The 23,953-nt window shown below is 64.7% G+C and carries 21 protein-coding genes; 5 read left to right on the forward strand and 16 right to left on the reverse strand.

All coding sequences use genetic code 11. The features are described 5' to 3' along the window. Positions 1–13: 13 nt before the first annotated feature. The 13 genes from ACOZK4_RS16090 to ACOZK4_RS16150 all read right to left on the reverse strand — a co-directional run bounded on the left by ACOZK4_RS16090 (position 14) and on the right by ACOZK4_RS16150 (position 12,615). Positions 14–913 (reverse strand): DMT family transporter, encoded by a 900-nt coding sequence (locus ACOZK4_RS16090; RefSeq protein WP_421592745.1) that lies wholly within the window; start codon positions 911–913, stop codon positions 14–16. Positions 914–1,053: 140 nt separating this feature from the next. After that, positions 1,054–2,400: an NAD(P)/FAD-dependent oxidoreductase gene (locus ACOZK4_RS16095; protein ID WP_421592746.1), complete on the reverse strand. Its 1,347-nt coding sequence runs from the start codon at positions 2,398–2,400 to the stop codon at positions 1,054–1,056. Between the two features lie 147 nt (positions 2,401–2,547). Beyond that, positions 2,548–2,937 (reverse strand): DUF983 domain-containing protein, encoded by a 390-nt coding sequence (locus ACOZK4_RS16100; protein WP_421592809.1) that lies wholly within the window; start codon positions 2,935–2,937, stop codon positions 2,548–2,550. Between the two features lie 150 nt (positions 2,938–3,087). Further along, positions 3,088–4,482, reverse strand: coding sequence for a PLP-dependent aminotransferase family protein (locus tag ACOZK4_RS16105; RefSeq protein ID WP_421592747.1), 1,395 nt, complete (start codon positions 4,480–4,482; stop codon positions 3,088–3,090). Between the two features lie 123 nt (positions 4,483–4,605). Beyond that, positions 4,606–5,862: an ABC transporter permease gene (locus ACOZK4_RS16110; protein ID WP_421592748.1), complete on the reverse strand. Its 1,257-nt coding sequence runs from the start codon at positions 5,860–5,862 to the stop codon at positions 4,606–4,608. Next, positions 5,859–6,545 (reverse strand): ABC transporter ATP-binding protein, encoded by a 687-nt coding sequence (locus ACOZK4_RS16115; RefSeq protein ID WP_421592749.1) that lies wholly within the window; start codon positions 6,543–6,545, stop codon positions 5,859–5,861. The genes ACOZK4_RS16110 and ACOZK4_RS16115 overlap by 4 nt, the downstream gene beginning before the upstream one ends. A 2-nt stretch (positions 6,546–6,547) precedes the next feature. Next, positions 6,548–7,012 (reverse strand): hypothetical protein, encoded by a 465-nt coding sequence (locus ACOZK4_RS16120; RefSeq protein ID WP_421592750.1) that lies wholly within the window; start codon positions 7,010–7,012, stop codon positions 6,548–6,550. Positions 7,013–7,090: 78 nt separating this feature from the next. Then, positions 7,091–8,845: an alkaline phosphatase gene (locus tag ACOZK4_RS16125; RefSeq protein ID WP_421592751.1), complete on the reverse strand. Its 1,755-nt coding sequence runs from the start codon at positions 8,843–8,845 to the stop codon at positions 7,091–7,093. Between the two features lie 85 nt (positions 8,846–8,930). Next, positions 8,931–9,590: a class I SAM-dependent methyltransferase gene (locus tag ACOZK4_RS16130; RefSeq protein ID WP_421592752.1), complete on the reverse strand. Its 660-nt coding sequence runs from the start codon at positions 9,588–9,590 to the stop codon at positions 8,931–8,933. A gap of 5 nt (positions 9,591–9,595) precedes the next feature. After that, positions 9,596–10,861: a DUF3419 family protein gene (locus ACOZK4_RS16135; RefSeq protein ID WP_421592753.1), complete on the reverse strand. Its 1,266-nt coding sequence runs from the start codon at positions 10,859–10,861 to the stop codon at positions 9,596–9,598. Between the two features lie 212 nt (positions 10,862–11,073). After that, positions 11,074–11,931: a sigma-70 family RNA polymerase sigma factor gene (locus tag ACOZK4_RS16140; protein ID WP_421592754.1), complete on the reverse strand. Its 858-nt coding sequence runs from the start codon at positions 11,929–11,931 to the stop codon at positions 11,074–11,076. A 41-nt stretch (positions 11,932–11,972) separates the two neighbouring features. Further along, positions 11,973–12,287, reverse strand: a complete 315-nt coding sequence (locus tag ACOZK4_RS16145) for an EthD family reductase (RefSeq protein ID WP_421592755.1) — start codon at positions 12,285–12,287, stop codon at positions 11,973–11,975. A 22-nt stretch (positions 12,288–12,309) separates the two neighbouring features. Continuing rightward, a complete protein-coding gene (locus ACOZK4_RS16150; protein ID WP_421592756.1) occupies positions 12,310–12,615 on the reverse strand; it encodes a putative quinol monooxygenase in 306 nt (101 codons plus the stop codon). 235 nt (positions 12,616–12,850) lie between these two features. On the opposite strand from ACOZK4_RS16150, the gene mprF reads away from it, so the two are divergent. The 4 genes from mprF (at position 12,851) to ACOZK4_RS16170 (ending at position 19,274) form a co-directional block, all read left to right on the forward strand. After that, a complete protein-coding gene (gene mprF, locus ACOZK4_RS16155) occupies positions 12,851–15,451 on the forward strand; it encodes a bifunctional lysylphosphatidylglycerol flippase/synthetase MprF (protein ID WP_421592757.1) in 2,601 nt (866 codons plus the stop codon). Then, positions 15,448–16,818 carry an AcvB/VirJ family lysyl-phosphatidylglycerol hydrolase gene (locus tag ACOZK4_RS16160; RefSeq protein WP_421592758.1) on the forward strand — a complete coding sequence of 457 codons (1,371 nt, stop codon included), beginning with the start codon at positions 15,448–15,450 and terminating at the stop codon, positions 16,816–16,818. Before mprF ends, ACOZK4_RS16160 begins: the two co-directional genes overlap by 4 nt. A gap of 320 nt (positions 16,819–17,138) precedes the next feature. Further along, entirely contained in the window at positions 17,139–17,552 is a 414-nt protein-coding gene (locus ACOZK4_RS16165) for a hypothetical protein (RefSeq protein WP_421592759.1), read from the forward strand. Between the two features lie 210 nt (positions 17,553–17,762). Beyond that, positions 17,763–19,274, forward strand: coding sequence for a DegQ family serine endoprotease (locus ACOZK4_RS16170; protein WP_421592760.1), 1,512 nt, complete (start codon positions 17,763–17,765; stop codon positions 19,272–19,274). A 54-nt stretch (positions 19,275–19,328) separates the two neighbouring features. Here the strand turns inward: ACOZK4_RS16170 and dapB are convergent, their stop codons facing one another. Genes dapB through ACOZK4_RS16185 form a run of 3 tightly spaced genes read right to left on the reverse strand, consistent with a single transcriptional unit; the run spans position 19,329 to position 22,676 of the window. Continuing rightward, positions 19,329–20,111 (reverse strand): 4-hydroxy-tetrahydrodipicolinate reductase, encoded by a 783-nt coding sequence (gene dapB, locus ACOZK4_RS16175; RefSeq protein WP_421592761.1) that lies wholly within the window; start codon positions 20,109–20,111, stop codon positions 19,329–19,331. A gap of 1 nt (position 20,112) precedes the next feature. After that, on the reverse strand, positions 20,113–21,156 hold the full coding sequence (locus tag ACOZK4_RS16180) for an ABC transporter ATP-binding protein (RefSeq protein ID WP_421592762.1): 1,044 nt from the start codon (positions 21,154–21,156) through the stop codon (positions 20,113–20,115). Beyond that, positions 21,153–22,676 (reverse strand): ABC transporter permease, encoded by a 1,524-nt coding sequence (locus tag ACOZK4_RS16185; RefSeq protein ID WP_421592763.1) that lies wholly within the window; start codon positions 22,674–22,676, stop codon positions 21,153–21,155. Before ACOZK4_RS16185 ends, ACOZK4_RS16180 begins: the two co-directional genes overlap by 4 nt. 276 nt (positions 22,677–22,952) lie before the next feature. On the opposite strand from ACOZK4_RS16185, the gene ACOZK4_RS16190 reads away from it, so the two are divergent. Then, a complete protein-coding gene (locus tag ACOZK4_RS16190) occupies positions 22,953–23,951 on the forward strand; it encodes an iron ABC transporter substrate-binding protein (RefSeq protein ID WP_421592764.1) in 999 nt (332 codons plus the stop codon). Positions 23,952–23,953 lie beyond the last annotated feature (2 nt).

Genomic DNA, 23,953 nt, shown 5'->3' on the forward strand with positions numbered 1-23,953 from the left:
CCGCGAAACCCGGTCAAGTAACCGCACGATTCCGGGCGGCGATTTCTCCGCGGCGTTCCCAGAGGACGAGCACCATGCTTGAGGCAACGATGAGGATGGCGCCGATGAAGACGTTCAAGGCGGGGATCTCCGCCCAGATCGTATAGCCATAGACGAAAGCCCAGATGAGGCCGGTATATTCGACGGGTGCCAGCGCCGAAGCCGGCGCGTAGCGAAACCCTTCATAGAGCAAGAACTGGCCGAGCGTTGCGACGAGGCCGAGGCTGAGCATCAGCATCCAGCCTTCCGCGTCGGGTGTCTTCCAGATCCAGGGAAAGGAGGCCGCGCAGGCGAGGCCGAAGAGCAGGCTGGTCGCAAACATCTGCGTTAGCGTGCTTTCGCTGCGGCTGACGAGCCGGATCAGGATGGTGCTCCACGCCCAGCAGAAGCCGGCCACGAGGCACATCGCGGCGGGAATGAGGTTTGGCGAATGCGATGGATTGGCGGCGATCACCACGCCGACGAAACCGCCCACGCAGGCAATCCAACGCCCGGCGCCGACGGCCTCCTTGAGCACGAGGATCGACAGGAAGACGGTGATGATCGGGGCGGAGAAATAGAGCGTCGTCAGCTCCGCAAGGCCGAGATAACGCGCCGCGTTGTAATAGAGCAGCCAGGCGATCAGCATCAGCGCAGCGCGCAGCACGACCGTGCCGCGATAGGGGCTCTTCAGAATGGACGGATGCCGGTAGAACCGCAGCAGGACGCCCGAGACCAGCACGATGACGAGGCTGCGCATGAACAGGATCTGCGGCACCTCATAGGTGGCGACCATCCACTTCACCAGGGCATCCTGCAGGGCGAAGCAGGCATAGCCGGCGGAGGCGAGCGCAATGCCAGCCAGCGGTTTCGTGTCGATCAGTCCCGAACTCATAATGGCCTCGAATGCAATCTGTTTCGTCCGCCTGGCGGACTAAAGCAGGTCTGGTTCAGTCTGAACCAGACCTGCTTTAGATTCTTTTGTTTTCGTTTGTCTTTTCGAGAAAACCGGTTCCCACTTTTCCCTGACAAACTCTAGAGGGCAGGCCCCAGCCGAAGGGCGCCTCCATCGCTGAAGCGCGAGAGGCGGAAGCGGTGCAGATTGTGACCGGGATCGTTGCCCTGGATGAGATCGGCGACGACGCGGCCGATGCCCGGCCCGATGCCGAAACCATGGCCGCTCATGCCGGTCGCCACGAACAGGCCGCCGATCGCCTGCGCGCGGTCGACGATCGGTACGACGTCGGGCATGGCGTCGATCATGCCGGCCCAGGCCGTCTTGATGGGAACGGTTTCAAACTGCGGGAAAAGCGCTTTGAAATTGCGCTCAATCGATTGCAGGCCCGATTGTTCGGGCGCAGGGTTGAGAACGCGCATCCTCTCGAAGGGGCTCACCGCATCCGGCGTCCAGTCCCGCGCTGTCGACCAACTGTCGGGATAGGATGCCGGCGCGGCCGGGAGATAACGGGTGCCAAGAGGATTGGCCATCAAGGCTGGAAGATATTTCGTGGCGTGCCGGAAGGCATCCGGCCCGAGATAAAGCAGGCTGCTACCTCCGGGGGCGAGCGTATAGCCGCCATCCTGCCGGCGGCGGAAGGCCACATGCGCATCGGCCGCCGCGCCCGCGTGAATATCCGGCAGCGGCCCCGTGGCCGCGACTGTCGCCCGCACGCTGAGCTGCGGAATGGAAACGCCGTGTTTTCGCAGAAAGAGGGAGGACCAGGCGCCGCCGGCCACCAGCACGGTGGAGGTGGCGATGCGGTCGGCTTCCGTCCACACGCCGGTGATCCGGCCGGCCGATACATCCAGCGCACGGGCGGCGCAGTTCTCCACGATCGTCACGCTGCTGCGGGCGGCGAGGCGGGCAAGGGCAGGCACCGCAACCCAGGGCTCCGCGCGCATGTCGGAAGGCGTAACCATCGCCCCGGCGTAGCGCTGCGCGATGCCGTTGAAGAGCTTTGCGGTTTCGCCGGAATCCAGCAGGCGGGTGTCGAGCGCATGATCGGCGGCGATCTTCATGAAGCCGTCGAATTTCGCCAGATCCTTTTCGGTCCGGGCGAGATAGGTCACCCCGGTCTGCGTGAGGCCGATATCCTCGCCGCACTCCTCGGCGAGCTGCTGCCAGAGCCGGCAGGCCTCGATGACGATGGGCAACTCATCCGCATCGCGCCCCTGCTTGCGGATCCAGCCCCAGTTTCGCGACGATTGTTCCGCAGCGATCCGGCCCTTCTCGATCAGGGTGACGGAGATGTTCCGTTTTGCCAGGAAGAGGGCGGTCGTAACACCGATGACGCCCCCGCCGATGATCACCACGTCCGATGCCTGGGGCGGTGGACCGGGATGGCGAATGGGGTCGGTTTGAGAAAGAGGAAAGCTGGACACGGCGCACATTCTGTGTGGCAGGCGGGGTTGATGCTTGTGTTCCGGGCGTACCAGATAAAGCCAATCCAAACCACCGGAATCCGCCGAAGTGTGCACAATCCTCCCAGCAATCTCCGCTGCGAGGCCTCGGCTGCGCGGACGGTGCGATCAGCTCGGCTCCGGAGCCCGGCGAACCAGTTTGCCCTCTTCGGCCTTGTAGAAATACTGGCTGGCGACGAGCCAGCCCTTCAAGGGCCTGAGGGGCGGAATGCAGGTCAGGAGCATGAAGGGGCCGGTCACCAGGAACTGCGTGAGCAGCGAGGCGCTGAACACGACTTCCAGCCAGACCGCCAGTGCCACGCTCGGCACGCAGGCGAAACAGATGACGAAGAAGGCCGGGCCGTCGGCCGGATCGGCGAAGGAATAATCGAGCCCGCAGGCCTCGCATTTCGGCGCGAGCGTCAGGAAGCCGTTGAACAGATGACCCTGGCCGCAGCGCGGGCAGCGGCCCCGGACGCCGGTCTGCATGGGGGGCAGTGCAGGATAGTCCTTGTCCATGATGTGCACCTTTCTTGATGCCATTCAATACGTTCATTTATTGCAGGTATATTGATGCATCAATCCATTCAATATGTCCAGCAGACATACTGACGCAGCCCCGCGCAAGGCCGTGCGCTTGATTTTCGAAGAGGAAGGACGTTCAGGCGATCAGAAGAAGGAGCCGGCCATTTCGGGCGGGCCTTCCAGCGCATGCGCCATGAATTCGAGCGCGCTCTGGAGTTGCGGACGGGCAATCGGCCCGCCGAGACAGACGCGGACCGCCTCGGGCGGCGTGCCATCGACGGCGAAGGCATCGCTTGCGACGGTGCCGAGGCCGGAGGTGCGCATATGGGCGCTGAATGTCGAGCGCGTCCAGCCATGCGGCAGGGGCAGCCAGATGTTGAAGCTGAGCGGGTCCGCACGGTAGCTGCCGGGCGGGAGCAGGCTCGCGACCATCGCCTGGCGGGCGGCGGCTTCTTCGCGCAGGAAGTCGAGGATGGCATCCGCCGTGCCGTCACCGATCCAGCGGGTGGCGAGCGCCGCGGTCAGCGGCGAGGCCATGACATTGCCGGACCGCATCGCGCCGGCAAAGGACCAGAGGGCGCGGCCGTCCTCGGGCGCGACAACATAGGCGAGACGCAGGCCCGCGCCGATGCATTTCGAAAGTCCGCCGATATGCCAGGTAAGATCGGGCGCATGGCTAGTGAGCGGCGCCGGTCTGTTCAGGGGGAGAAAGCCATAGGCATCGTCCTCGATGATTGGCACACGGTATTTTTGCGCGACGGCGGCGATTTCCGCCCGCCGCGCTGCCGGCATGGTGAAAGTCAGCGGATTTTGCAACGTCGGATTAAGGTACAGCGCCCTCGGGGTTTCCCGTTCGCAGGCCTCGACGAACGCCTCCGGCAGAATGCCGTCATCGTCCATGGCAAGTCCGGTTAGCCGCAGCCGCAGTTGTGCGGCAATCGAGCGTATGCCGGGATAGGTGATGGTTTCGGACAGCACCGTTTCGCCGGGTTTTGCCAAGATGCCGAGGATGGCGAGCAGTGCAGGATGGGCGCCGGGCGCGATGAAGATGCGCTCCTGAGCGGGCACGAGACCGCGTCGGCCTAGCCACAGGGCGGCGGCCTCCTTGTCCATGGGCGCGCCGCCGAACGTCTGGTAGCGCAGGAGCGGCACGAGATCGGCCGCAAGCGCTGAAAAACCCGCGCGCATCCGGGCGACGAGGGCGGGATCGTCCGGCTCCGGCGGCATGTTCATGGAAGGGTCGATGATCGCCGCGCGACGGGCATCCGGCTGGACCGTTTCGGAGGCGGTGCGTGCAGCGCCCGTCACGAAGGTGCCACGGCCGACATGCGCCTGTACGAGGCCCCGTTTCTGCGCTTCGACATAGCCGCGGGCGACCGTGGTGACATCGATCGCAAGGCGTCCGGCGAGATCGCGATGGGTCGGCAGCTTGTCGCCGGCCGAGAGTGTTCCGTGGCGGAGGTCGCGCTCGATCGCCTCGGCAAGCGCCATATAGAGCGGGCTATCGCTCACGCTGAGATCGGGATGCCATGTTTTCATAAGAGGTGATTCCAGGCTGCGCGAATATTGACTGTATATTGCCTGTATTCGCGCTTGTCATCCGCAGAAGGTGGGCAAAGCGTCGCGGGGCGCAGAAACGCTGTCCGAAGGAACTATGGCCGGTCACCCTCTCAAGGCGCGCGCCGGGCTTAAGCGAAGTGTCGATAGCGCTGGGAGGATGGATACCACAACGGCGAGCACGATGAACCATAAGGCCAGCGACAGGTCTTCCCTTGCGAATTCCACCGGCATGCGGAGGGCGGTCGTGGCGGTGAGGGTGGCCAATATGAGGTGGGCGGCGCCATAGCCGATTGCGAAGCCGGCTGCGAAGCCGGCGAGGAAAAGCAGAAAGAGTTCCCCCCAGACGATGGCGACGACCGCGCGGCGCGGCGCGCCAAACGCGCGCAGTGCCCCGATTTGCCGCCGGCGCGCACCGACATGCATGATGGTGACCAGCAGTACAGCGGCGATCACGATGACCTGCGTGCCGATGGCGATGGCAAGCAGCAGGCCGCGCGCATCGCCGAGCGTCGCATAGAGGCGGGTCAGAACCTCGGCCGGGAAGACGGCCAGCGTCGTCTCGCTACGGTATTCCTGGCGCAGGCGATAGGCGTCGGCGATGGTTTTGGGCTTGACGAGAACGGCGGGAATGCCGGGTGTCTCGGTATCGAAATGTTCATCTATCGCGGCATCGGCCTCGATATGCGCTTCATGATCGTGGTCCTCCTGCTCGGCGCTCCCATGCGTTTCGTCGGCATGGTTGCGCGTGTCGTCCGCGGCCATGCCGTGCAACTGCCAGACGGCCCGGATCGGTACGAGGATTGCGCGGTCCCAGGCGGTGCCCGTCGGCGCCATTCGGCCGGTCACCGTGTAGACAATCTCGGTGTGGGTATGGCCGCCCTCGTCGGCGCCACCATGCATCGGCTTGATCTCGGCGCCGATGCGCCTGGGCACATCAGCGCCGATAACGGCATCGCCGAGACGAGAGAAGGTGGTGCCCTCGGCAAGCACTGGTGAGAGGGTAGCGATCAGCCTGCTCGTCGTACCGACGACGGGATGACCATCCGCGTAATCGCCGAAGCCGACGGGCGCGGCAAAATCGACGCGCGGATCGGCGGACAGTTTTGCCAGAACGCGGCCCGACATCAGTGGTAGCGGTGAGGGCTGGAGGAATACGGCGGAAAGGGCAAGCTGCGTCTCGCTGCCAGCCGCGCCGACCAGAAGGTCGAATTTTTCCGCCGCCCGCGCGCTGCCGAGGCGCACCGCACGCTCCTGCAAGGTGACGGTGACGCTGAGGGCGACGGAGAGCGCAATCAGCATGACGACGGCCAGCGCGCCGGCTTTGAAGCGGTTGAGATCGGCAAGGATGAAACGCATCATGCCGCGCGCACCTCCGCGCTGTCTTCGACGATGCGGCCGCCATCCAGGACAATGCGCTGCTCGAGCCGCTCCATGAGGACGGGATCGTGGGTGACGACGACGAGCGTTGCGCCCTCCTGCCGGGCGAGGCGGACGATCAGTTCGGAGACCTCCTCGCCGGTGCGGCGGTCGAGGCTGGCGGTCGGTTCATCCGCGACGATCACTCCGGGTTTCGACAGCAGCGCCCGCGCCACCGCGACACGCTGCATCTCGCCGCGCGACAGGGTTTCGATAAGCTGGCTGGGCCGCGCGATGCCCGTCGTTTCCAAAAGATGTAGGGCGCGTTCGCGAATGGCCGGCGTCAGCCGGCGGGAAAGACGCGCCGGCAGCACGACGTTTTCGAACGCCGAGAGGCCGGGAAAGAGGTGGAAATCCTGCATGACCAGTCCGATATGGGCGGCGCGGAACGCATCGCGTCGGCCGGCGGAGAGCGCAGAAATGTTCGTCTCGCCCCAGAAGACGGAGCCGCTTGTCGCGGTTTCCAGCCCGGTGATGGCATTGACCAGCGTGCTCTTGCCGGAGCCGGAGGCGCCGGTGACGGCAAGCTGCCCGCTGGCGGGAAGATGAAGCCGGGGAATGGAAAGCACCGGCGTATCGAGGCCGGGAAAGCGCATTTCCAAGCCGGAAATATCGAGCGCCAGCATGGTCAGACCGTGTTGAAGGCGGCTTCGCGCAGCCGCAGCTGGCTGCGGAAGCCGGTTTCCGGATCGGTCCAGGCGCCGTATTCGAGCACGCCATGTGCCTCAATCGGTGCATTGTACTGCACGAAGGTCTGTTTTTCCGAGAGATAGACGACGAGGATATTGTCCGGCCAGTCCGCATCGGAGGAGCAGAAGGGGCAGAGCGACATCGGAATTTCCGTCAGCACGAAGAAGTTCGCCTCTGCCTTCAGTGGCGGCGCCATGAAGCCCTCGACGGTGACGTCCTCACCGTTCAGCCGCTTCACCTTGTCGGAAAATTCAAGGCCCAGCACGCCGAAGCTTTTGTAGAGTTCGCCGAAGCCGAGCGTTTCGGCGGCAAATGCCGGGCGGGCGAGCGAAAGCACGGGCAGGGTCGCAAGCGCCGAGAGCATCCGCCGCCGGGTGAGAAACGTGCGGGGAGTATCCGTCATGCGCCTGCTTCCTTGTTCATTCACGATGGCATGGACAGGCGGTGCGAGACCGCCTGTCCATTTTGGGGCAAGACGCCCTTAGTTCTTGGCCGTGCCGAGCGCGAAGGTATCGGCGAGCACGCGATAGACGTCGCTCTGTTCCATATAGCCACGGAAGCCCTCCGAGCCAGGGCCGGCGGCCTGAAGCACGACATCGTCCACCGCATGAACGCCGCTATCCTCGTCCTTCGGAATGTTGCCCTGCACGAAGACCGCGCCGGGAACATCCTTGTAGGCTTCGTTGGCGATATACTCCTTCGCCTCGTTCTGGACGGCGGGAACGAAGGGGCCGTCGAGCTTCGGACGGAAGGTCTCGTAATGGTCGGGGCCATTGTTGGCGGCCATGAACAGGCGGCGCGAGACATCGACGCGATCCGGATAGCCGTCGCCGTCCTTGTCCTCGTAGTTCGGGAAGCCGGCATTGTCGTAGGTGCCGACCTTCTCGCGCATTTCCGTGCCGGGCTTTTCGTCATCGACCGTACCGATGATGGAGACGCCGTGCGTGTGATCGCCCGTGACGACGATCAGCGTATCGGGGTTCTTGTCGGCGAATTCGCGGGCAACGGCGACGGCCTTGTCGAATTCGATGGTTTCGACGAGCGCGCGATCCCAATCGAGCGGGTGGCTCATCTTGTCGACCGAGGCGCCCTCGACCATCAGGAAGAAGCCGTCCGGGTTCTTGGAGAGCTTGTCTAGCGCGGCCTTGGTCATGTCGACGAGGCCCGGCTGGTTCGGGAACTTGTCGACCGTGCCCTTCTTGAGGAATTCGCGATCGAGCGTCACGTCCATGTTGCCGGTGTGGAAGAGGCCGAGCAGCTTCTCCTGGTTCGAGCCGGCAGTCGCGGCCAGTTCCGTCTTGTCTATGGCGAGCGCATAGCCGGCATTCTTAAACTCGGCGATATAGTCCTTGTCGTCCTTGCGCTTGGAGCCGGGGACATCCTTGCCGAGGAAATAGGCCGAGCCGCCGCCGAACAGCACGTCCGGCCTGACGTCGAACATCATGCCGACGATCTCGGCCTTGTCTGCGCGCTTGCGGGTGTGGGAGACGAGGGCGGCCGGAGTGGCGTCCTCGACTTCGGCCGTCGTCACGATGCCGACGGACTTCTTCGTCGTGCGGCGCAGCGCTTCGGCAATGGTCTCGACCTTCGGGTCGTCGAGGCTGTCGGGCGTGCGGTCGGCATAAACACCGAGCGCGTTGACCCGCGACTTGTGGCCGGTCATGTAGGCCGAGGCCGTGTTGGCGCTGTCGGTGGCGATCGAATGCGTCGAGGAGGTGCCGATGAAGGCGACCGGCGGGATGTCGTCCATGGCGAGGCGGCCGTTGGCCTTGCCCTCGGTCATGCCCTTTGACATGATCCGCGCACCCGTGCGATGGGCGACCGACAGGCCGTCGGCGATCATGAAGATGATGTTCTTGGCCTTCGGTTGAGCGACCGTCTCGTAGACGTCCCAGGCGATGGACTTGGCTTCGCTGCCGGCGGAAACTTCAATCTTGTATGCGCCGGCGGCGCCGATCGTCAGATCGCGCAGGATGAGCGCGGAACCCAGAACCTTGTCTTCCCCGCCTTTTTCTTCCGCAACGAATTCGGCCTTTTTGCCGAAGACGGCTTCGTAGTCCTGGCCGTTGACCGTGACCTTCACGTCCTCAGGCTTCACGACGGCATCGAACTCGACTTTGAAGTCGAAGGGGGAGCCAACGAGGATCGTGGCACGGTCGAGCGGGTAGACGGTGGCGGCTTGGGCGGCGCCGGCTAGCATCGTGGCCGATGCGAAGGCGAGGAGGAGTTGACGCATGGGAGTGCCTCTCTAAAGCGGTGCGTTGCCCTCCTGCGATAAGAAGCCTGCGTGACAGGCGTATTACAAGAGGGGTGGTCTTCGGTCAGGCTTTTCGGATCGTCACGAGCCACGAGAAGCCGCGATGCAGGCGCCGCACCCCTACGGTGCCGCCATGGGTTGCGGCGAGCTCAGACGACACCTCGAACAGCTCGGCGCGTGGGGTGACGTGGTGCCAGCCGAGCCAGGTGTCAACGGCGCTCTTGAACCAGCGGGGAAGGCGCTGCATGTCGCCGAAATCGGCGATATGCAATTCACCGTCCGGCGACAGGCCGGCGACGGCGGCTTCCATGACGCGTTGCCACTGCGGGATCATCGATACGGCATAGGAAATGAAAATGCGGTCGTATTCGTTCTGCCCGAACAGCGATTGCGGGTCGAAATTCGCTGCATCGGCACGGGCAAGGCGCACCCGATCCTGCAGTCCGGCAGTCTCTATGGCCGCTTGTGCCGCTGTCAGCATTTCCTGGGATATATCGATGCCGTTGAAGCGGGCTTGCGGATAGAGCCGTGCGGCCTTCACGAGGTTGCGCCCCGTGCCGCAGCCGATCTCCAGCACGCAACCGCCGGGGGGCGGGGCAAGGCCCGAAAGCAGCGGGTCGCGGCCCAGCAGATAATATTTGCGGGTCGCATCATAGATGCCGAACCGCCGCTGCCAGCGGTAGATGCGGTCCATGAGCAGGGCGTGATCGGAGACGGTGTTCATGGCGCTCAGCCCTTGAAGGTGTAGAGGTGGAAGCCGCCGTAGATCGACGACCGGTCCTTCTCGTGTAGGGCACGCGATTCCGTCTCCTGATAGGCCCAGCGATCGAGGATGGTCTGCGCGACACGGCCCGGCAGCAGGCTTTCGGCCGGTGCGGTGCGGAAGATGACGCGGGCATCCGGCGCGGCGGTGCGGGTTATTTCGCTCCACAGCGCATTGAGCTGCGCATCCGTCATCCAGTCCTGCGCATCGAGCAGAATGAAGCGATCGACCGTCTGCGACGCCTTGGCCGCCAGGAATTCCGTCAGCGACGTGTTGGTGATGGAAATGCGTTCGGCGCGGCTGCGGACCGTTTCGAAATTCTGCCGCAGGAGATAGGGTGGCAGCGGTGCCTGTTCGTCCTTGCCATAGCTGCGGCCGAAAGCCTGCCAGGCGAAATAGTTTTCCGAAAGCGGAAAGCCACAGGCGAGTTTTTCAACGCGGGCACGCAGGATTTCCGCCATGCCATTGCCGGCGCCCGATAGGGCTTCATACTGCTGCGGCGGAATGCCGAGGCCGAACAGCGAGCTCTTGCGCCCCGTCGCCCAGCGGATCAGCCGCTTGTCGAACAGCGGCGACAGCGTCTCGTCGAAGAAGCGCTTCTGGTCCTCAAGCGTGCGGGCCTCCAGCAGGCCGCGCGGATTCGCACCATAGAGACGGGCCATTGTATGGCCGAGGCCGATGAAGCCGCCGAGCAGGCCGTGGCGATAGAGCCGGCGATGGAAGATGGAGATGCGGCGCCGGCCGGTCAGCGTGCGGCTTTCCCAATAGTCGCGCGTCTCGTCGTCGAGATGCGGGCGCAGATGGAGCTGGTAGGCGTCAAGGTTCCGCCGGTCGTCGCCCTTGCCGTAAAAGCGGTAGAAAGTCTCGTAGTCGGGCAGGTGGCGGGCGGCCATGAATTTCAGGCGGTTGAAGGCGACATGCGCGGGATTGAGATCGACGGCCTCGATGCGGGCGGGATCGGCGATCAGATAGGACATCGCGTTGCAGCCGCCCGAGGCGATGGTGACGATCGTGTTGCCCGGCACAATGTTCAGCGCGGCCATGTCAACGTCGGGATCTTCCCAGATCTGTGCATAGACGAGATTGCGAAACAGCCGCGAGAAGACATATTCCGACAGGCCCGACGCCGATAGCAGCGAGTTGCGCCGCACCGCGCGGTTCAGGCGCTTGCCGACCGCCTCCTTGCGTGCTGCGACTGGGGAGAGGGCTGGAGAAGCGACCGTTTCGATCATCGGGCTTGGTTCCTGAGCTGGACTGTCCGTAACCACCGCGCGCTGTCACCAGACAGCGGCGCGTGTGCCTGTCATGCAACGGACATTCCCGGAACGGAGCTGTCACACTTGCCCGACGGCATGGGGCAGCGTTTCAACAGATTGCGATGACACGGGAATGACATCGGCCTTTCGATCCGCTGCCGTAGGCTTGGGATGGCCCACGCAGGGCGCTAGCCGAGCCGCACCCAGTCCATGGCCTCGAGCACATAGGGCGCGAAGAGGAAATCCCGGATCGCGGTGATTCGGTCGTCCGACCATTCGATCAGGACAAAATGGGTGGGGCTCTCCGTCGTGCGGGTGCCGTCGAAGACCAGCATGGCCGGCTGCCCTTCGATTGCACCCAAGGCGAAGCGCCATTTCGCCACTTCGGCATAGCGCGTGAAGTAGGGGGTAATTTTCTCGCGCCCCTGCAGGCGGAGGCGGTTGACCAGTTCGAGCTTTACATCATCGGCAAGCATGGCGCGGATCGCGTCGAAGTCGCCGCTGCGGAAGAAATCGACATAGGCCGTGATCTTCCGCCGGTCGATATCGGACATCAGCGGTAGTCTTGTGTCCTCCGGTTCTGACGCCAGCAGCCTGAGCGCACCGCGCCCACGCTGGAGCGCCGATTTGGCTGCCGTCGGAGAGCAGTCGGCGATATCAACGATCTCCTCGACCGAATGTCCGAGAACGTCCTTGAGGATCACCGCGCAGCGCTGAAGCTCCGGCAACCGCAGAAAGGTCCGGAAGCCGATGGTCACGATATCGGTGCCGGCGAGAGGAGCGGCTTCGATCTCCTCGGTCAGCGGCACGACCGTGTTGCGCGCCCGGCTGCGCAGGAAGTCGAGGCTTGTATTGTGGGCGATGCGAAACAGCCAGCCCTCGACGTTGTCCACCTCGATGCCCTGGCTTCGGGCGTTGAATGCCTTGAGCAGCGTGTCCTGCACCACATCCTCGCCGCTGACGGCCGATCCCGTCATGCGCGCGCAATAACGATGGAGGCGCGGACGCAGCGTCTTCAGGTGTTCCTCGAATTCTTCCATATCCATGTTTATCGCTCCTGCCTCTTCCTCGTCCGGTGGACCTGAAGTCAGAGCACCTTACTGTCGAAGAGATAGATTTGAACGGCTGAATCGTCAGGCGCAAACAGCCGACGATCGGCCGCGGCTGCCCGCCCTTCAGGGCTTGCAAAGGCCGCCTGGAGGGCTGCGAGGTTATCGAAAGACAGCCTCCCGATGCGATAGACATCGTCGGAGCCCGCCGGTGCGGCGATGGGGCCGTCGCTGATCTCGTATTTCCGTAAGCCTGGAAGCGTCTTGGCAAGCGGCACGTGGATATCGAAATAGTGCCGGTCGAAGGCCGCGATATCCTGCGGCGTGCGATAGATCACGACCATCTGGGCCATAGTGTTCTCCTGCTTTGATTGCCTACCGTGCCGTTTGCGACGCGATTGCTCCGAGAAGGGACTCCAGACTTGCCAGTTCCGCTATCCTCGGAAAATAGGCCTGCATGCGCGGATCGTTCCGCATCGCCTCGATTGCCGCAAGCGTCTCCCATTCGGAATAGATGACAACGCCGGTGCCGTCGGATGCCCCGATCACGCGGGTCGCTTTCCAGCCGTCCAGCGTGCGGATGACGGTGTCGATGTTTTCGTGGAGAAGCGCGACAAGCGCATCCTGCTTTCCGGGTTTTACCCGGAGCAGGTTGATCAGGATAACGGGTGCGTCGGACATGGCATGTCTTCTTCAGGTTCGGATGTGCCAAGGACGACGCGGAGTATGAAAACGGATCGCGACTTAGAGGATTTTTTGGTGGGGCAATCGGAAGGGGAAGCTGCTCCGCACGGCCCTTCGTGAGGGAAAGTGGATAATACGCCGCAGGCCAATCGCGACATGCAGGCGAAAAGCTGCCCGATATTTGCCACAACCTGCGCCAGTATACGGCCACCAAATCAAGGCTGGGCAGAACATGTCGGATGAGAGCAGTGCGGTCGTCGATGAAACCGGAGCGTCGCGGCTTGTCCGCCTGTTCCTGATCTACCGCCTTTATATTCTTGCCGTTGCGAGCCTCTTCGTCTTCGCCCTTGTCGCCTTCGGAATCTACCGGCTGACGGCGGAGGTGCGCTACGATGATGTGCTGGCCGCACTTTCGGCGACCTCCTGGAGCGCGATTGCGCTCGCGGCGGGGTTCACCCTGCTGAGTTTCCTGGCGCTGATCCTCTACGATGCCAATGCGCTCGACTATATCGGCCGCAAGGCGCCGTTCCCGTCCGTCGCGGTGACGGCTTTCATGGCCTATGCGGTCGGCAACACGGTGGGCTTCGGCCCCTTGAGCGGCGGGGCAATCCGGTTTCGCGCCTATTCCCGCCTCGGGCTGGCGCCGGGCGACATCGCCCGTGTCATCGCCTTCGTCACGCTCGCCTTCGGCCTCGGCCTGCTCTCCGTCAGCGCGCTTGCGGCGCTCGCCGTCGCCCCGCGCGTCGCCGGCATTCTCGGTGTCGATGCGTTCTGGCTGCGCGCCGCCGCCCTTCTGATCCTCATCGTCCTGATCGGGCTGTTCTACAGCGGCCGCAACGGGCATGCGTTGCGCTTCAAGGGTTTTGAACTCCGGCTGCCGGACAGCCGCACCGCATCTCGCCAGTTCCTCGTCTCGGCCTTCGATATCGCCGCCGCCGCCTCCGTGCTCTATGTGCTGCTGCCCGACACGCAAGTCGGCTGGCCGACCTTCCTTGCGGTCTATGCGGTGGCGATCGGTTTTGGCGTGCTCAGCCACGTTCCGGCCGGTCTCGGTGTGTTCGAGGCGGTCATCATGGCGGGGCTTTCCAACGCCATCAGCATCGACCAGCTGCTCGGCAGCCTCGTGCTCTACCGCCTGATCTACTATGTGCTGCCGCTTCTGCTTGCCACCGTGCTGCTGTTGATCACCGAGATGCGGCAGCTCGTGTTGCGGCCCGGCGTTGCCGAGGCGGCGCAACTCGCCGGCAAACTGGCGCCTGCGCTGATCTCCACCCTCTCGCTGATACTTGGTGCCATGCTGATCTTTTCCAGCGTGGTGCCGACACCCGATTCGGACCTCGATTTCCTCGCAGGCTACCTGCCGCTGCCGATCGTCGAGGGCGCGCATTTCCTGTCGAGCCTCCTCGGCCTGCTGTTGATCGTCGCCGCCCGCGGGCTCGGGCAGCGACTGGACGGCGCCTGGTGGGTGGCGCTGGCGGGCGCCTCGGTCGCCTTCGCCTTCGCGTTCCTCAAGGCCATCGCCGTTTTCGAGGCGGGCCTGCTTGCACTGTTCATCGTCGCGCTGCTTGCCAATGCCCGCGCCTTCGACCGGCATTCCTCGCTGCTGCGCCAGGCGCTCGGGCCATCCTGGCTTGCGGCGATCGCCGTCATCATCGTCACAGCGACGCTCATCCTGCTCTTCGTCTATCGCGATACGGACTATGCGCGTGAACTGTGGTGGCAGTTCGAATTCTCCGAGGAGGCGCCGCGCGGCCTGCGTGCTCTCTTGGGGCTTGCCATTGCGTCCTCGGCTCTGGCGCTGTTCAGCCTGCTGCGGCCGGCGCATTTCCGAACAGAAGGGCCGACGCCGGAAGAGCTGGAACAGGCGGTCGCCATCACCATGGGCCAGGATTTCGCCGATGCCAATCTCGTGCGCATGGGCGACAAGCGGTTGTTGTTCTCGCCGTCGGGCAAGTCCTACATCATGTACGGCATCCACGGCCGGTCCTGGATTGCGCTTGCCGATCCGATCGGTCTGGAAGAGGAGTTTCCGGAACTCGTCTGGCAATTCGTCGGCGCCGCAAGGGCCGGCGGCGGGCGGGCGGCCTTCTACCAGATCTCGCCGATCCTGCTATCGGCCTGCGCGGATGTGGGCCTGCGCGCCTTCAAGCTCGGGGAGTTGGCCATCATCGATCTTCCGCAGTTTGAGATGAAGGGCAGCCGTTTTGCCAATCTCCGGCAGTCGCACAATCGTGGCCTTCGCGACGGCCTCACCTTCACCGTGGTGCCGCCGCAGGATGTCGTGGCGATCCTGCCGGCGTTGCGCGCCGTCTCCGACGGCTGGCTTGCCCATCACGATGCAAAGGAGAAGACCTTCTCGCTCGGCGCTTTCGAGGATAGCTATGTGCTCGAGCAACCCGTCGCTGTCGTGCGGTTGGAAGACGATATCGTCGCCTTCGCCACACTCATGGTGACCGACACCAAAGCCGAAGCGACCGTCGATCTCATGCGCTTTGCGCCCGAGGCGCCGAAGGGCACGATGGATTTCCTCTTCGCCAGCATTCTCGACTATCTCAAGGCCGAGGGATACCGGCAGTTCAATCTCGGCATGGCACCGCTGTCCGGAATGGCGCAGCGCGAGGCTGCCCCCGTGTGGGACCGCGTCGGCGGCGTACTGTTCGAACACGGCGAGCGATTTTATAACTTTAAAGGCCTGCGCGCCTTCAAATCGAAGTTCCATCCGCGCTGGGAGCCGCGCTATCTTGCTGTTTCGAATGCCACGGGTGCGGCGCTCGCCCTGATGGACGTGACCTTCCTCATCGGCGGCGGCGTCAAAGGAGTGATCTCGAAATGAAGCTTTCCCGCCCTCTCGTGCTTGCCGCCCTCTTTGCCTGGGCCGCGCCCCTCATCGGCTTCGCGCAGGAGGCCGACAAGACCTTTGCGACCGGCATGATCCCTGCCGATCATATTTTCCTGCCGGACGATGCGCCGAGCGCCAGCGTCTTCCTGATTTCGGATGCGAACGGCTGGGGGGCTGACGAAGACAAGGAAGCGGACGCCCTCGTCGAAAAGGGAGCGGCCGTCGTCGGCATCGATTTCCCGTCCTATCTCAAGGCCTTGCAGGCCGATGACGGCGATTGTGTCTTTATGATCTCCGACGTGGAATCGCTCGCCCATCAGGTCCAGCGGGCCGGTGGGGCGACGAGCTACAATCCACCCGTCATCGCCGGCATCGGCGAGGGTGGTGCGCTGGCGCTGGCGATGATCGCCCAGAGCCCCGCCGCCACGATCGGCGAGGCGATCGCGGTGGATCCTCAGGCCGGCATTCCGCTCGACAAGGTTCTCTGCACGCCCGCGTCCAAGACGAAGCTTGACGGGCGCACCGTCTATGGCCTTACCGACGGCGCGCTGCCGGCGCCGGTGACGGTGCTCTTCACCGGCAAGGCGCCGCAGGCCGGGCGCGATCACGTCGCGGCGCTGCAAAAGGCGCATGCCGATATCGATGTGCGGGATGAGACGGCCTCCGCCACGGATGTTCTGGCCCAGACGCTCGCCGACCATATCGATGCGGCCGGTGATGCGGACAGCCCGCTCGGCCTGCCGCTCGCCGTGCTCAAGGCGACGCCGGCGTTCGATACGATGGCGGTGGTCTATTCGGGGGACGGCGGCTGGCGCGACATCGACAAGCAGGTGGCCGGCGCCCTGCAGCAGCGCGGCATTCCCGTCGTCGGCGTGGATTCGCTGCGTTACTTCTGGTCGCAGCGCAAGCCGCAGGAGACGGCGGATGACCTGTCCCGCATCATCGAGGCCTTCCGCAAGGAATGGAACGTCAAGCACGTCCTGCTCGTCGGTTACTCCTTCGGCTCGGACATCCTGCCGGCGACCTACAACCTGCTTTCGCCCGACGATCGCGCCCGCGTGCCGCAACTCACGCTCATGGCGCTCTCCCATCAGGTCGACTACGAGGTTTCCGTCACCGGCTGGCTTGGCGTGGCAGGCGAGGGGGCGGGCGGCGATCCCGTCGATGATATCGCCAAGATCGATCCCAAGCGCGTGCAGTGCATTTCCGGCACGGAGGAGGACGACGATCCCTGCCCGACGCTCAAAGCCTCCGGCGTGGAATCGATCGCCATCGAAGGCGGACATCATTTCGACGGAGACTATGAAGGTCTGGCCGATCGCATCGTCAACGGGCTCAAGGCGCGGCTTTCGGCAAATTGAGCCCGCGTGAACCGGCGCCCCGCAAAGATTACAGATCCTTCATGGAGGACGGATCGTCTCCGTCCGGCGCAGGTTTGGGCAAGCCTTTGAACGGACAGCCGTTTCGCGGAATTTGGTGCGGGGGAATTCCTCAATCCGGGCAATACTTTGGCAGAAATGCCGGCCGAAACTTTATTTAATTGTAACATGACCGGAGCCAATCGGCGGGCCTATAGATGGTGACAGGCTGGATGCCGCCGGCGGGAAGCAACCGCGACGCGACGACACCGGACAGCCTGCCGGGGAAGCAAACCGTCCCCAATTCATCGAGGATACGCATCATGCGCTCGACATTCAAAACCATCGCCTTCGCCACCATCGCGCTCTCGCTTGCCACCGGCGGCGCCTTCGCCGCCAGCAGGCATGAAGGCTCCGCCGTCGGCATGGGCGGACACGATTCCGAACCGCTCGTCCAGCCGACGCCCGCTATCGTCACGCCGACGCAGGTCCACAAGCCGCGTCTCAGCCAGGTGCTCGCCGAGGTCCGCGCGACCGACAGGAAGATCGAGCGGGACGAGGCCATGAACAAGCTCTCGGCCAGCGCCGCGCGCAAGTTCGAAGGCGAGGCCAGCAGCATTCGCCATCACGCCATGACGGTTGCCGACATGCACAATGGCGCGATCCCGAAGGCCACCTTCCTGCGCCTGAAGGGCGACATTCGCGAGCTCAACCGGGATGTACCCCGGATGAGCTGACGTTTCCATCCGGCGGGCGACACCGTGCCCGCCGGATGAACCCCGCTGCCTCCGCTCTTGGGGCCGGCGTCCAGGCTGAGCCTCGCTCTCGGGGCCGCCACGATTTCCATCAACCACAAACGAGATCGGCCGCCCTGCACCTGCGGTCCGGTTTCGTGCGCTCCGGCGCCGGCGCAAAGGCACCGGGGCGCCGAACAAAGGAAGACGACCATGACCAGAATTCTTGAAAAATATCGTGTCGCAGCGCTTCTCGGCGTTGCCCTGCTGGTGGTGCCCGTGGCCGCCTCCAGCCTTCTCGGCACGCAGGCCGCGCAAGCCGCCGCGCCGCAAAGTTTCGGTTCGGCCCTTGCGGACGGCTCGTTTGCAGCCATCGTCTCGGCCGACAAGCCCGCCGTCGTCACCATCACGACCACGTTGAAGGCCGAGAACGCCTCTGCAGACGGCAGCTCGCCCTTCGGCGGCGACAGCCCCTTCGACCAGCAGTTCCGCGACTTCTTCGGCGAACGGCAGATTCCGGTGCCCGACCAGCGCCCGAGCGGCAAGGCCGAAGCGCTCGGCTCCGGCTTCGTCCTGACGCGCGACGGCTATATCGTCACCAACAACCACGTCATCGACAAGGCGAGCACGATCAAGGTGACGCTCGACGACGGCACGGAACTGCCCGCCAAGCTGGTCGGCGCCGATCCGAAATCCGACCTTGCCGTGGTAAAGATCGAGACGGACAAGCCGCTCGCCACCATCGGTTGGGGACAGTCGGACACGCTGCGCGCCGGCGATCCCATCCTTGCCATCGGCAATCCGTTCGGCATCGGCACGACGGTCACGGCCGGTATCGTCTCGGCCCGCGGCCGCGATCTGCACAGCGGGCCCTATGACGATTTCATCCAGATCGACGCGCCGATCAACCACGGCAATTCCGGCGGTCCGCTCGTCGGCATCGACGGCAATGTGGTCGGCATCAACACGGCGATCTATTCGCCGAACGGCGGCAGCGTCGGTGTCGGCTTCGCCATCCCGTCCGATCAGGCACAGACCGTGGTTGCCAAGTTGATGAAGGACGGCTCGATCGAGCATGGTTTCATCGGTGTGCAGATCCAGCCGGTGACCGCCGATATCGCCGATGCGATCGGCCTGGCCAAGCCGGCCGGCGCACTGGTGGCGCGGGTCGATGACGGCACGCCTGCTGCCAAGGCCGGTATCCGCTCGGGCGACGTTGTCACGGCGCTTGGAGGCAAGGCGGTGAGCTCGCCGCGCGATCTCTCGCGCATGGTGGCCGATCTCTCGCCCGGCGAAAAGCAGGGCCTGACAGTCTGGCGTGACGGTGCCGACAAGGACCTGACGATCACCATCGGCGCGAATGACGATGGCAGCGGGCAGGTTCTGGCCGATGCCGGCGGCAAGTCGGGTGAGGCCGGCCAGCGCGTGCCGACCATCGGCGTCCAGCTCGGCGACCTGACGGCGGACATGCGCCAGTCGCTCGGCCTGCCCAAGGGCGAGAACGGTGCCGTCGTCGAGGGCGTCAGCCCCGACAAACCGGCCGCCGAGGCCGGCCTGCAACCCGGCGATGTCATTCTCTCGGTGAACCAGAAGCCGGTCGAATCGGGACGCGAGGCGAAGAGCGCCGTGGCCGAGGCCGGCAAGGCCGGGCGCAAGGCCGTGCTGCTGCTCGTCCAGCGTCAGGACGAGCAGACTTTCGTTACCGTGCCCTTCTCGGTCGGATAACCGGCCGCGACCACGATGCAACACCGTCCGGTTCCGCCGGGCGGTGTTTTGTGTTCAGCGCTTGGAGCCGGCCGGATCGAGCACATCCGCCATCGTATAGGCGCCCGGTGGTTTGCCGGCGATCCAGCGGGCTGCCACCAGCGCACCACGGGCAAACATGCTGCGTCCCAGCGCCGAATGGGAGATCGTGATCACCTCTTCCTCGGCGGCGAACATCACGCTGTGTTCCCCGACGATGCCGCCGCCGCGGACCACCGAGAACCCGATCTCGCCCTCCGGCCGCAGGCCCGTCATCCCGTCGCGGCCGCGCCGTTCAACGCTCTCAAGCGAAACCGCACGCCCCTGCGCCGCCGCCTCGCCGAGCATGAGCGCCGTTCCCGAGGGGGCATCGACCTTGCGGCGGTGGTGGGCCTCGGTGATCTCGATATCCCAGGCGTCGGACGGCAGGGTTGCGGACATATGCGAGATCAGCCTCGTCAGGAGATTGAGGCCGATGGAGAAGTTGCCGGAGCGCAGGACGGGAATCTGGTGCGCGGCCGCCGCGATCCTGTCTTCCTCGTCCCGGCCGAAGCCCGTCGCGCCAATGACCAGCGCCGGGCCGCGTCGACTGGCACATCGCTCGGCGAGTGTGGTGGCGGATGCCGCCGTTGAAAAATCGATGATGACGTCGGCGTTTTCGAACGCCTCTTCGTTAGAGAGGAAGCCTGCTTCCTCGTGCCCAGACCGGCCGATCCCACCGATATAGTGAAACGACGTGTCCGACTGCAGCGCCGCAACGATCGCCTGGCCCATGCGTCCATGCGATCCCGCGACGGCGACGTTGATCGGAGAGGTCATTTCAAGCGCCCTGGGCGAGGACATGCGCACGGCCGGCAATGTCGAGCTGTACGATATCGCCGGGACTGGGGAGGGCGATGCCGGATGTGCGGATCAGGACAGGCGGCAGGGATGTGTCCGGCAGGGCGACGGCGACCGTCGAGACGGCGCCGCCGAACTGGACATCGACCACGCGGGCACCGGTCTTCGGCGCGGCGTGGTCGATGGCGATGCTGATCTGCTCCGGCCGAAGCATGATCTCCGCCTTGCCGGTCCGGTTGCCATCGATGGCCACACGCCCGAGCGCACAATCGGCAAAGCCATCACCGATTGTGGCCGGCAGGAGAACCGCATCGCCGAGGAAGAGCGCCGTTTCCCGGTCGCAGGGCTGCCGGTAGAGGGTCTGCGGTGAACCGGCCTGGATCAGCCTGCCCTCCCGCAGCACCGCCACCTGGTCGGCGAAGGAGAGCGCCTCGGTCTGATCGTGAGTGACGAGAATGGCGGTGATGCCGGCATGGTGCAGAACCCGCGCGACGGCCTTGCGCATCGCTTCTCGAAGGCCGGTATCGAGGGCGGAGAACGGTTCGTCGAGCAGCATGAGGCGCGGCTCGCGGCCGAGCGCGCGGGCGAGCGCCACACGCTGCTGCTGGCCGCCGGAGAGCTGGTGCGGCCGGCGGGTCGCCATGCTGCCGTCAAGTTCCACCATGTCGAGGAGATCGGCAATGCGCTTCGCGCGGTCCGCCTTGCCGCGCTCGAAGCCGAAGGCGATGTTTTCAGCGACGCTCAGATGCGGAAACAGCGCCCCGTCCTGCGAGACGATGCCGATGCCGCGCTTGTGGGCGGGCACACCGGCCGGCCCTTCGGCCAAGAGCGTTCCGCCGCAGGATACACGGCCGCTGTCGGGGAATTCGAAGCCGGCGATGATGCGCAGCAGCGTGGATTTGCCGGATCCCGAGGGGCCGACCACGGCCGTGCGGCTGCCTGGCCCGACCGAGAGGCTGACGCCATCCAGGGCCTGGACCTCGCCGTAGCGCTTGCTGATGGCTTCAAGGGAGAGCAGCGTCATTGGCCGTCCGTCCGTTTCGATTGGGCATGGAGGAGAAGGGTCAGCGGCAGCGAGAGCACCACCATCATCGTCGCGTAGGGCGCGGCGGCGACATAGTCGATCTCGCTCGTCAGCGACCAGAAGCGCGTCGCCAGCGTCTCGACGCCGTTCGGCGCAAGCATCAGGGTGGCGGTCAGCTCGTTGGTGATGCCGAGCGCGACGAGGGCGACGCTGGCAGCCGCACCGGGTGCGGCAAGCCGCAGCGTGACCTGCCGCAGCGCCTGCACGGGCGTGCGCCCAAGCGCCATGGCGGCGCGCTCCAGTTCGACGGGCGCCTGCGCGATGCTGGCCCTGAGACCCACCATGGCGCGCGGCAGAAACAGCAGGACGTAGCCGGCAAGCAGCATGGCAAACGTCTGGTAGAGCGGCAACAGGAAGCGCACCGTGATTGAGACGAGCGCCAGCGCCACCACGACGCCCGGCAGCGAGCCGACATAATAATGGCAAGCCTCGAGAAGCCGCTGCAAGCGTCCGGGCGCGCGCACCGAAAGCCAGGCCATGGGAACGGCAACGACCGTCGCGAGCACGCCGCCGGCAAGCGCTAGGAGCAGGGTTTCGCTCACCGCGCCGGTGACTTCACTGTCCCAGATGCCGGTGCCGCCGAGCCATAGCCAGCGGCCGAGCGTTATCAGCGGCACTCCTAGGGTGAGGGCGGCGAGCCCCACCGGCAGGAGGAGGGCAGGCAAAGCGAGGCGGCCGAGCCGGCGTCGTTCGGCGGGTCGCGCGGCACCTGTGCCGACGCGCGCATAACGCTCATTGCCGCGCAGCAGGACTTCCAGCGCCAGCAGGAACAGGCAGCACCCGACGAGCACGCCGCCGATCATGTTGGCGGCGGGGCTGTTATAGGAGGACTGGAACTGGTCGACGATGGCGGTCGCCAGCGTGTCGAAGCGGATCATCGCGAAGAGGCCATATTCCGAAAGCAGGTGCAGGCCGATCAGAAGCGAGCCGCCGCAGATGGCGAGCCTGAGCTGCGGCAGCACGACGCGGAAGAAGACGGCGACAGGTGCCAAGCCGAGCGAGGCCGCGGCGTCCTCAACGGCGGGATCGAGCCGCCGGAGTGCTGCGGCGACCGGCAGATAGAGAAACGGATAATAGGCGAGCACGGCGACGAAGGTGCCGCCGGCCAGGCCGCGCATGCTGGGCACGAGGCTGACCCAGGCATAACTGTGCACAAAGGCGGGCACGGCGAGCGGCGTGATCGCCAGCCATGCCCAGAGGCGGGCGCCGGGAATATCGGTGCGTTCGGTCAGCCATGCCATGGCGACGGCCAACGCAATCGATAGCGGGATCGTCAGCAGTTCGAGGTAGAGCGTGCTGAGAACGAGTTCTCCGATACGCGGGCGGAAGACCAGCGTCTTCACCGTCTCCCAGCCGACATCGTAGGTCACCCAGCCGATGAAGCCGAGCGGCACGAGGCTGAACAAGGCCACCAGCCCGGCGAGCATGGTGACGGAGACATTCGGCAGCGATGCGCGCATGCGCTGGCGAGCCGGCCAAGGCCGGGCGAATGTCTGAACTGTACTATCCTGCAACAAGGCCCATGCCTTCATGCCATGAGAACGAGCGGACTGTTTCGCACGCGGCGGATCATCCGCTCCTGCCCTAAGGATTTCTTGAGTGAAAGGCAATGGTTTGCGCTGCCGAGATGTTTACCTGCGGCGTGGTGACACTGGCGCGGGACGCGATGCCGCTATAAGTAGAGTGCGCTTGCCCAGTTTTGTGGGCGGTATCTCGGCCTTGTGAAGGAGACTATCATGACCCTGTCGATCCGATTGACCTTTGCCGCCCTGTCGCTCACGGCACTTGCCTCCGGCGCCACGGCGCAGGATGCCGGCGAACTCGTCATCTACAATGCCCAGCACGAGGGGCTTGGAAAGGCGTGGATCGATGCCTTCACAAAGGAGACCGGCATCAAGGTCGTGGTCCGCAAGGGCAGCGACATGGAATTCGCCAACCTCATCCTGCAGGAAGGCGACCTGACCCCCGCCGATCTTTTCCTGACCGAAAACTCGCCCGCCATGGCACTGCTCGATGCGGCTGGGCGGTTTGCGCCCGTCGACAAGGAAACGCTCGACCAGGTGCCGGCGGACTATCGCCCGGCCAATGGCATGTGGACGGGCATCGCCGCACGCTCGACGGTCTTTGCCTATGACAAGACGAAGCTCGCCGAAGACAAGCTGCCGAAATCGATGCTCGACCTTGCCGATCCCGCCTGGAAGGGGCGTTGGGGCGCGTCCCCGAACGGCGCGGATTTCCAGGCGATCGTCGGTGCGCTGCTCCAGCTGAAGGGCGAGCAGGCAGCGGCGGCGTGGCTGACGGCGATGAAGGAAAATGCGACGCCCTACAAAGGCAACAGCGTGGCGATGAAGGCGGTCAATGCCGGTGAAGTCGAAGGGGCCGTGATCTACCACTACTACTGGTTCGGCGATCAGGCGAAGACCGGTGAAAACAGCGGCAACGTCGCGCTGCACTATTTCAAGAACCAGGATCCGGGCGCCTTCGTCAGCATTTCCGGCGGCGGCATCCTGAAGACCAGCACGCACCAGAAGGAGGCGCAGGCCTTCCTGAAGTGGATCACCGGCAAGGCCGGCCAGGCGATCCTGCGTGACGGCACGTCCTTCGAATATGCAATCGCCGGCGATGCCAATCCCAAGCTCGTTCCGCTCAAGGATCTGGATGCCCCGAAGGTCGAGGCCTCCACGCTCGACAGCAAGAAGGTCGTCGAGCTGATGACGGCCGCCGGCCTGCTCTGAGA

It is taken from the genome of Shinella sp. M27 (genome assembly GCF_049199905.1).
GTDB lineage: Bacteria > Pseudomonadota > Alphaproteobacteria > Rhizobiales > Rhizobiaceae > Shinella.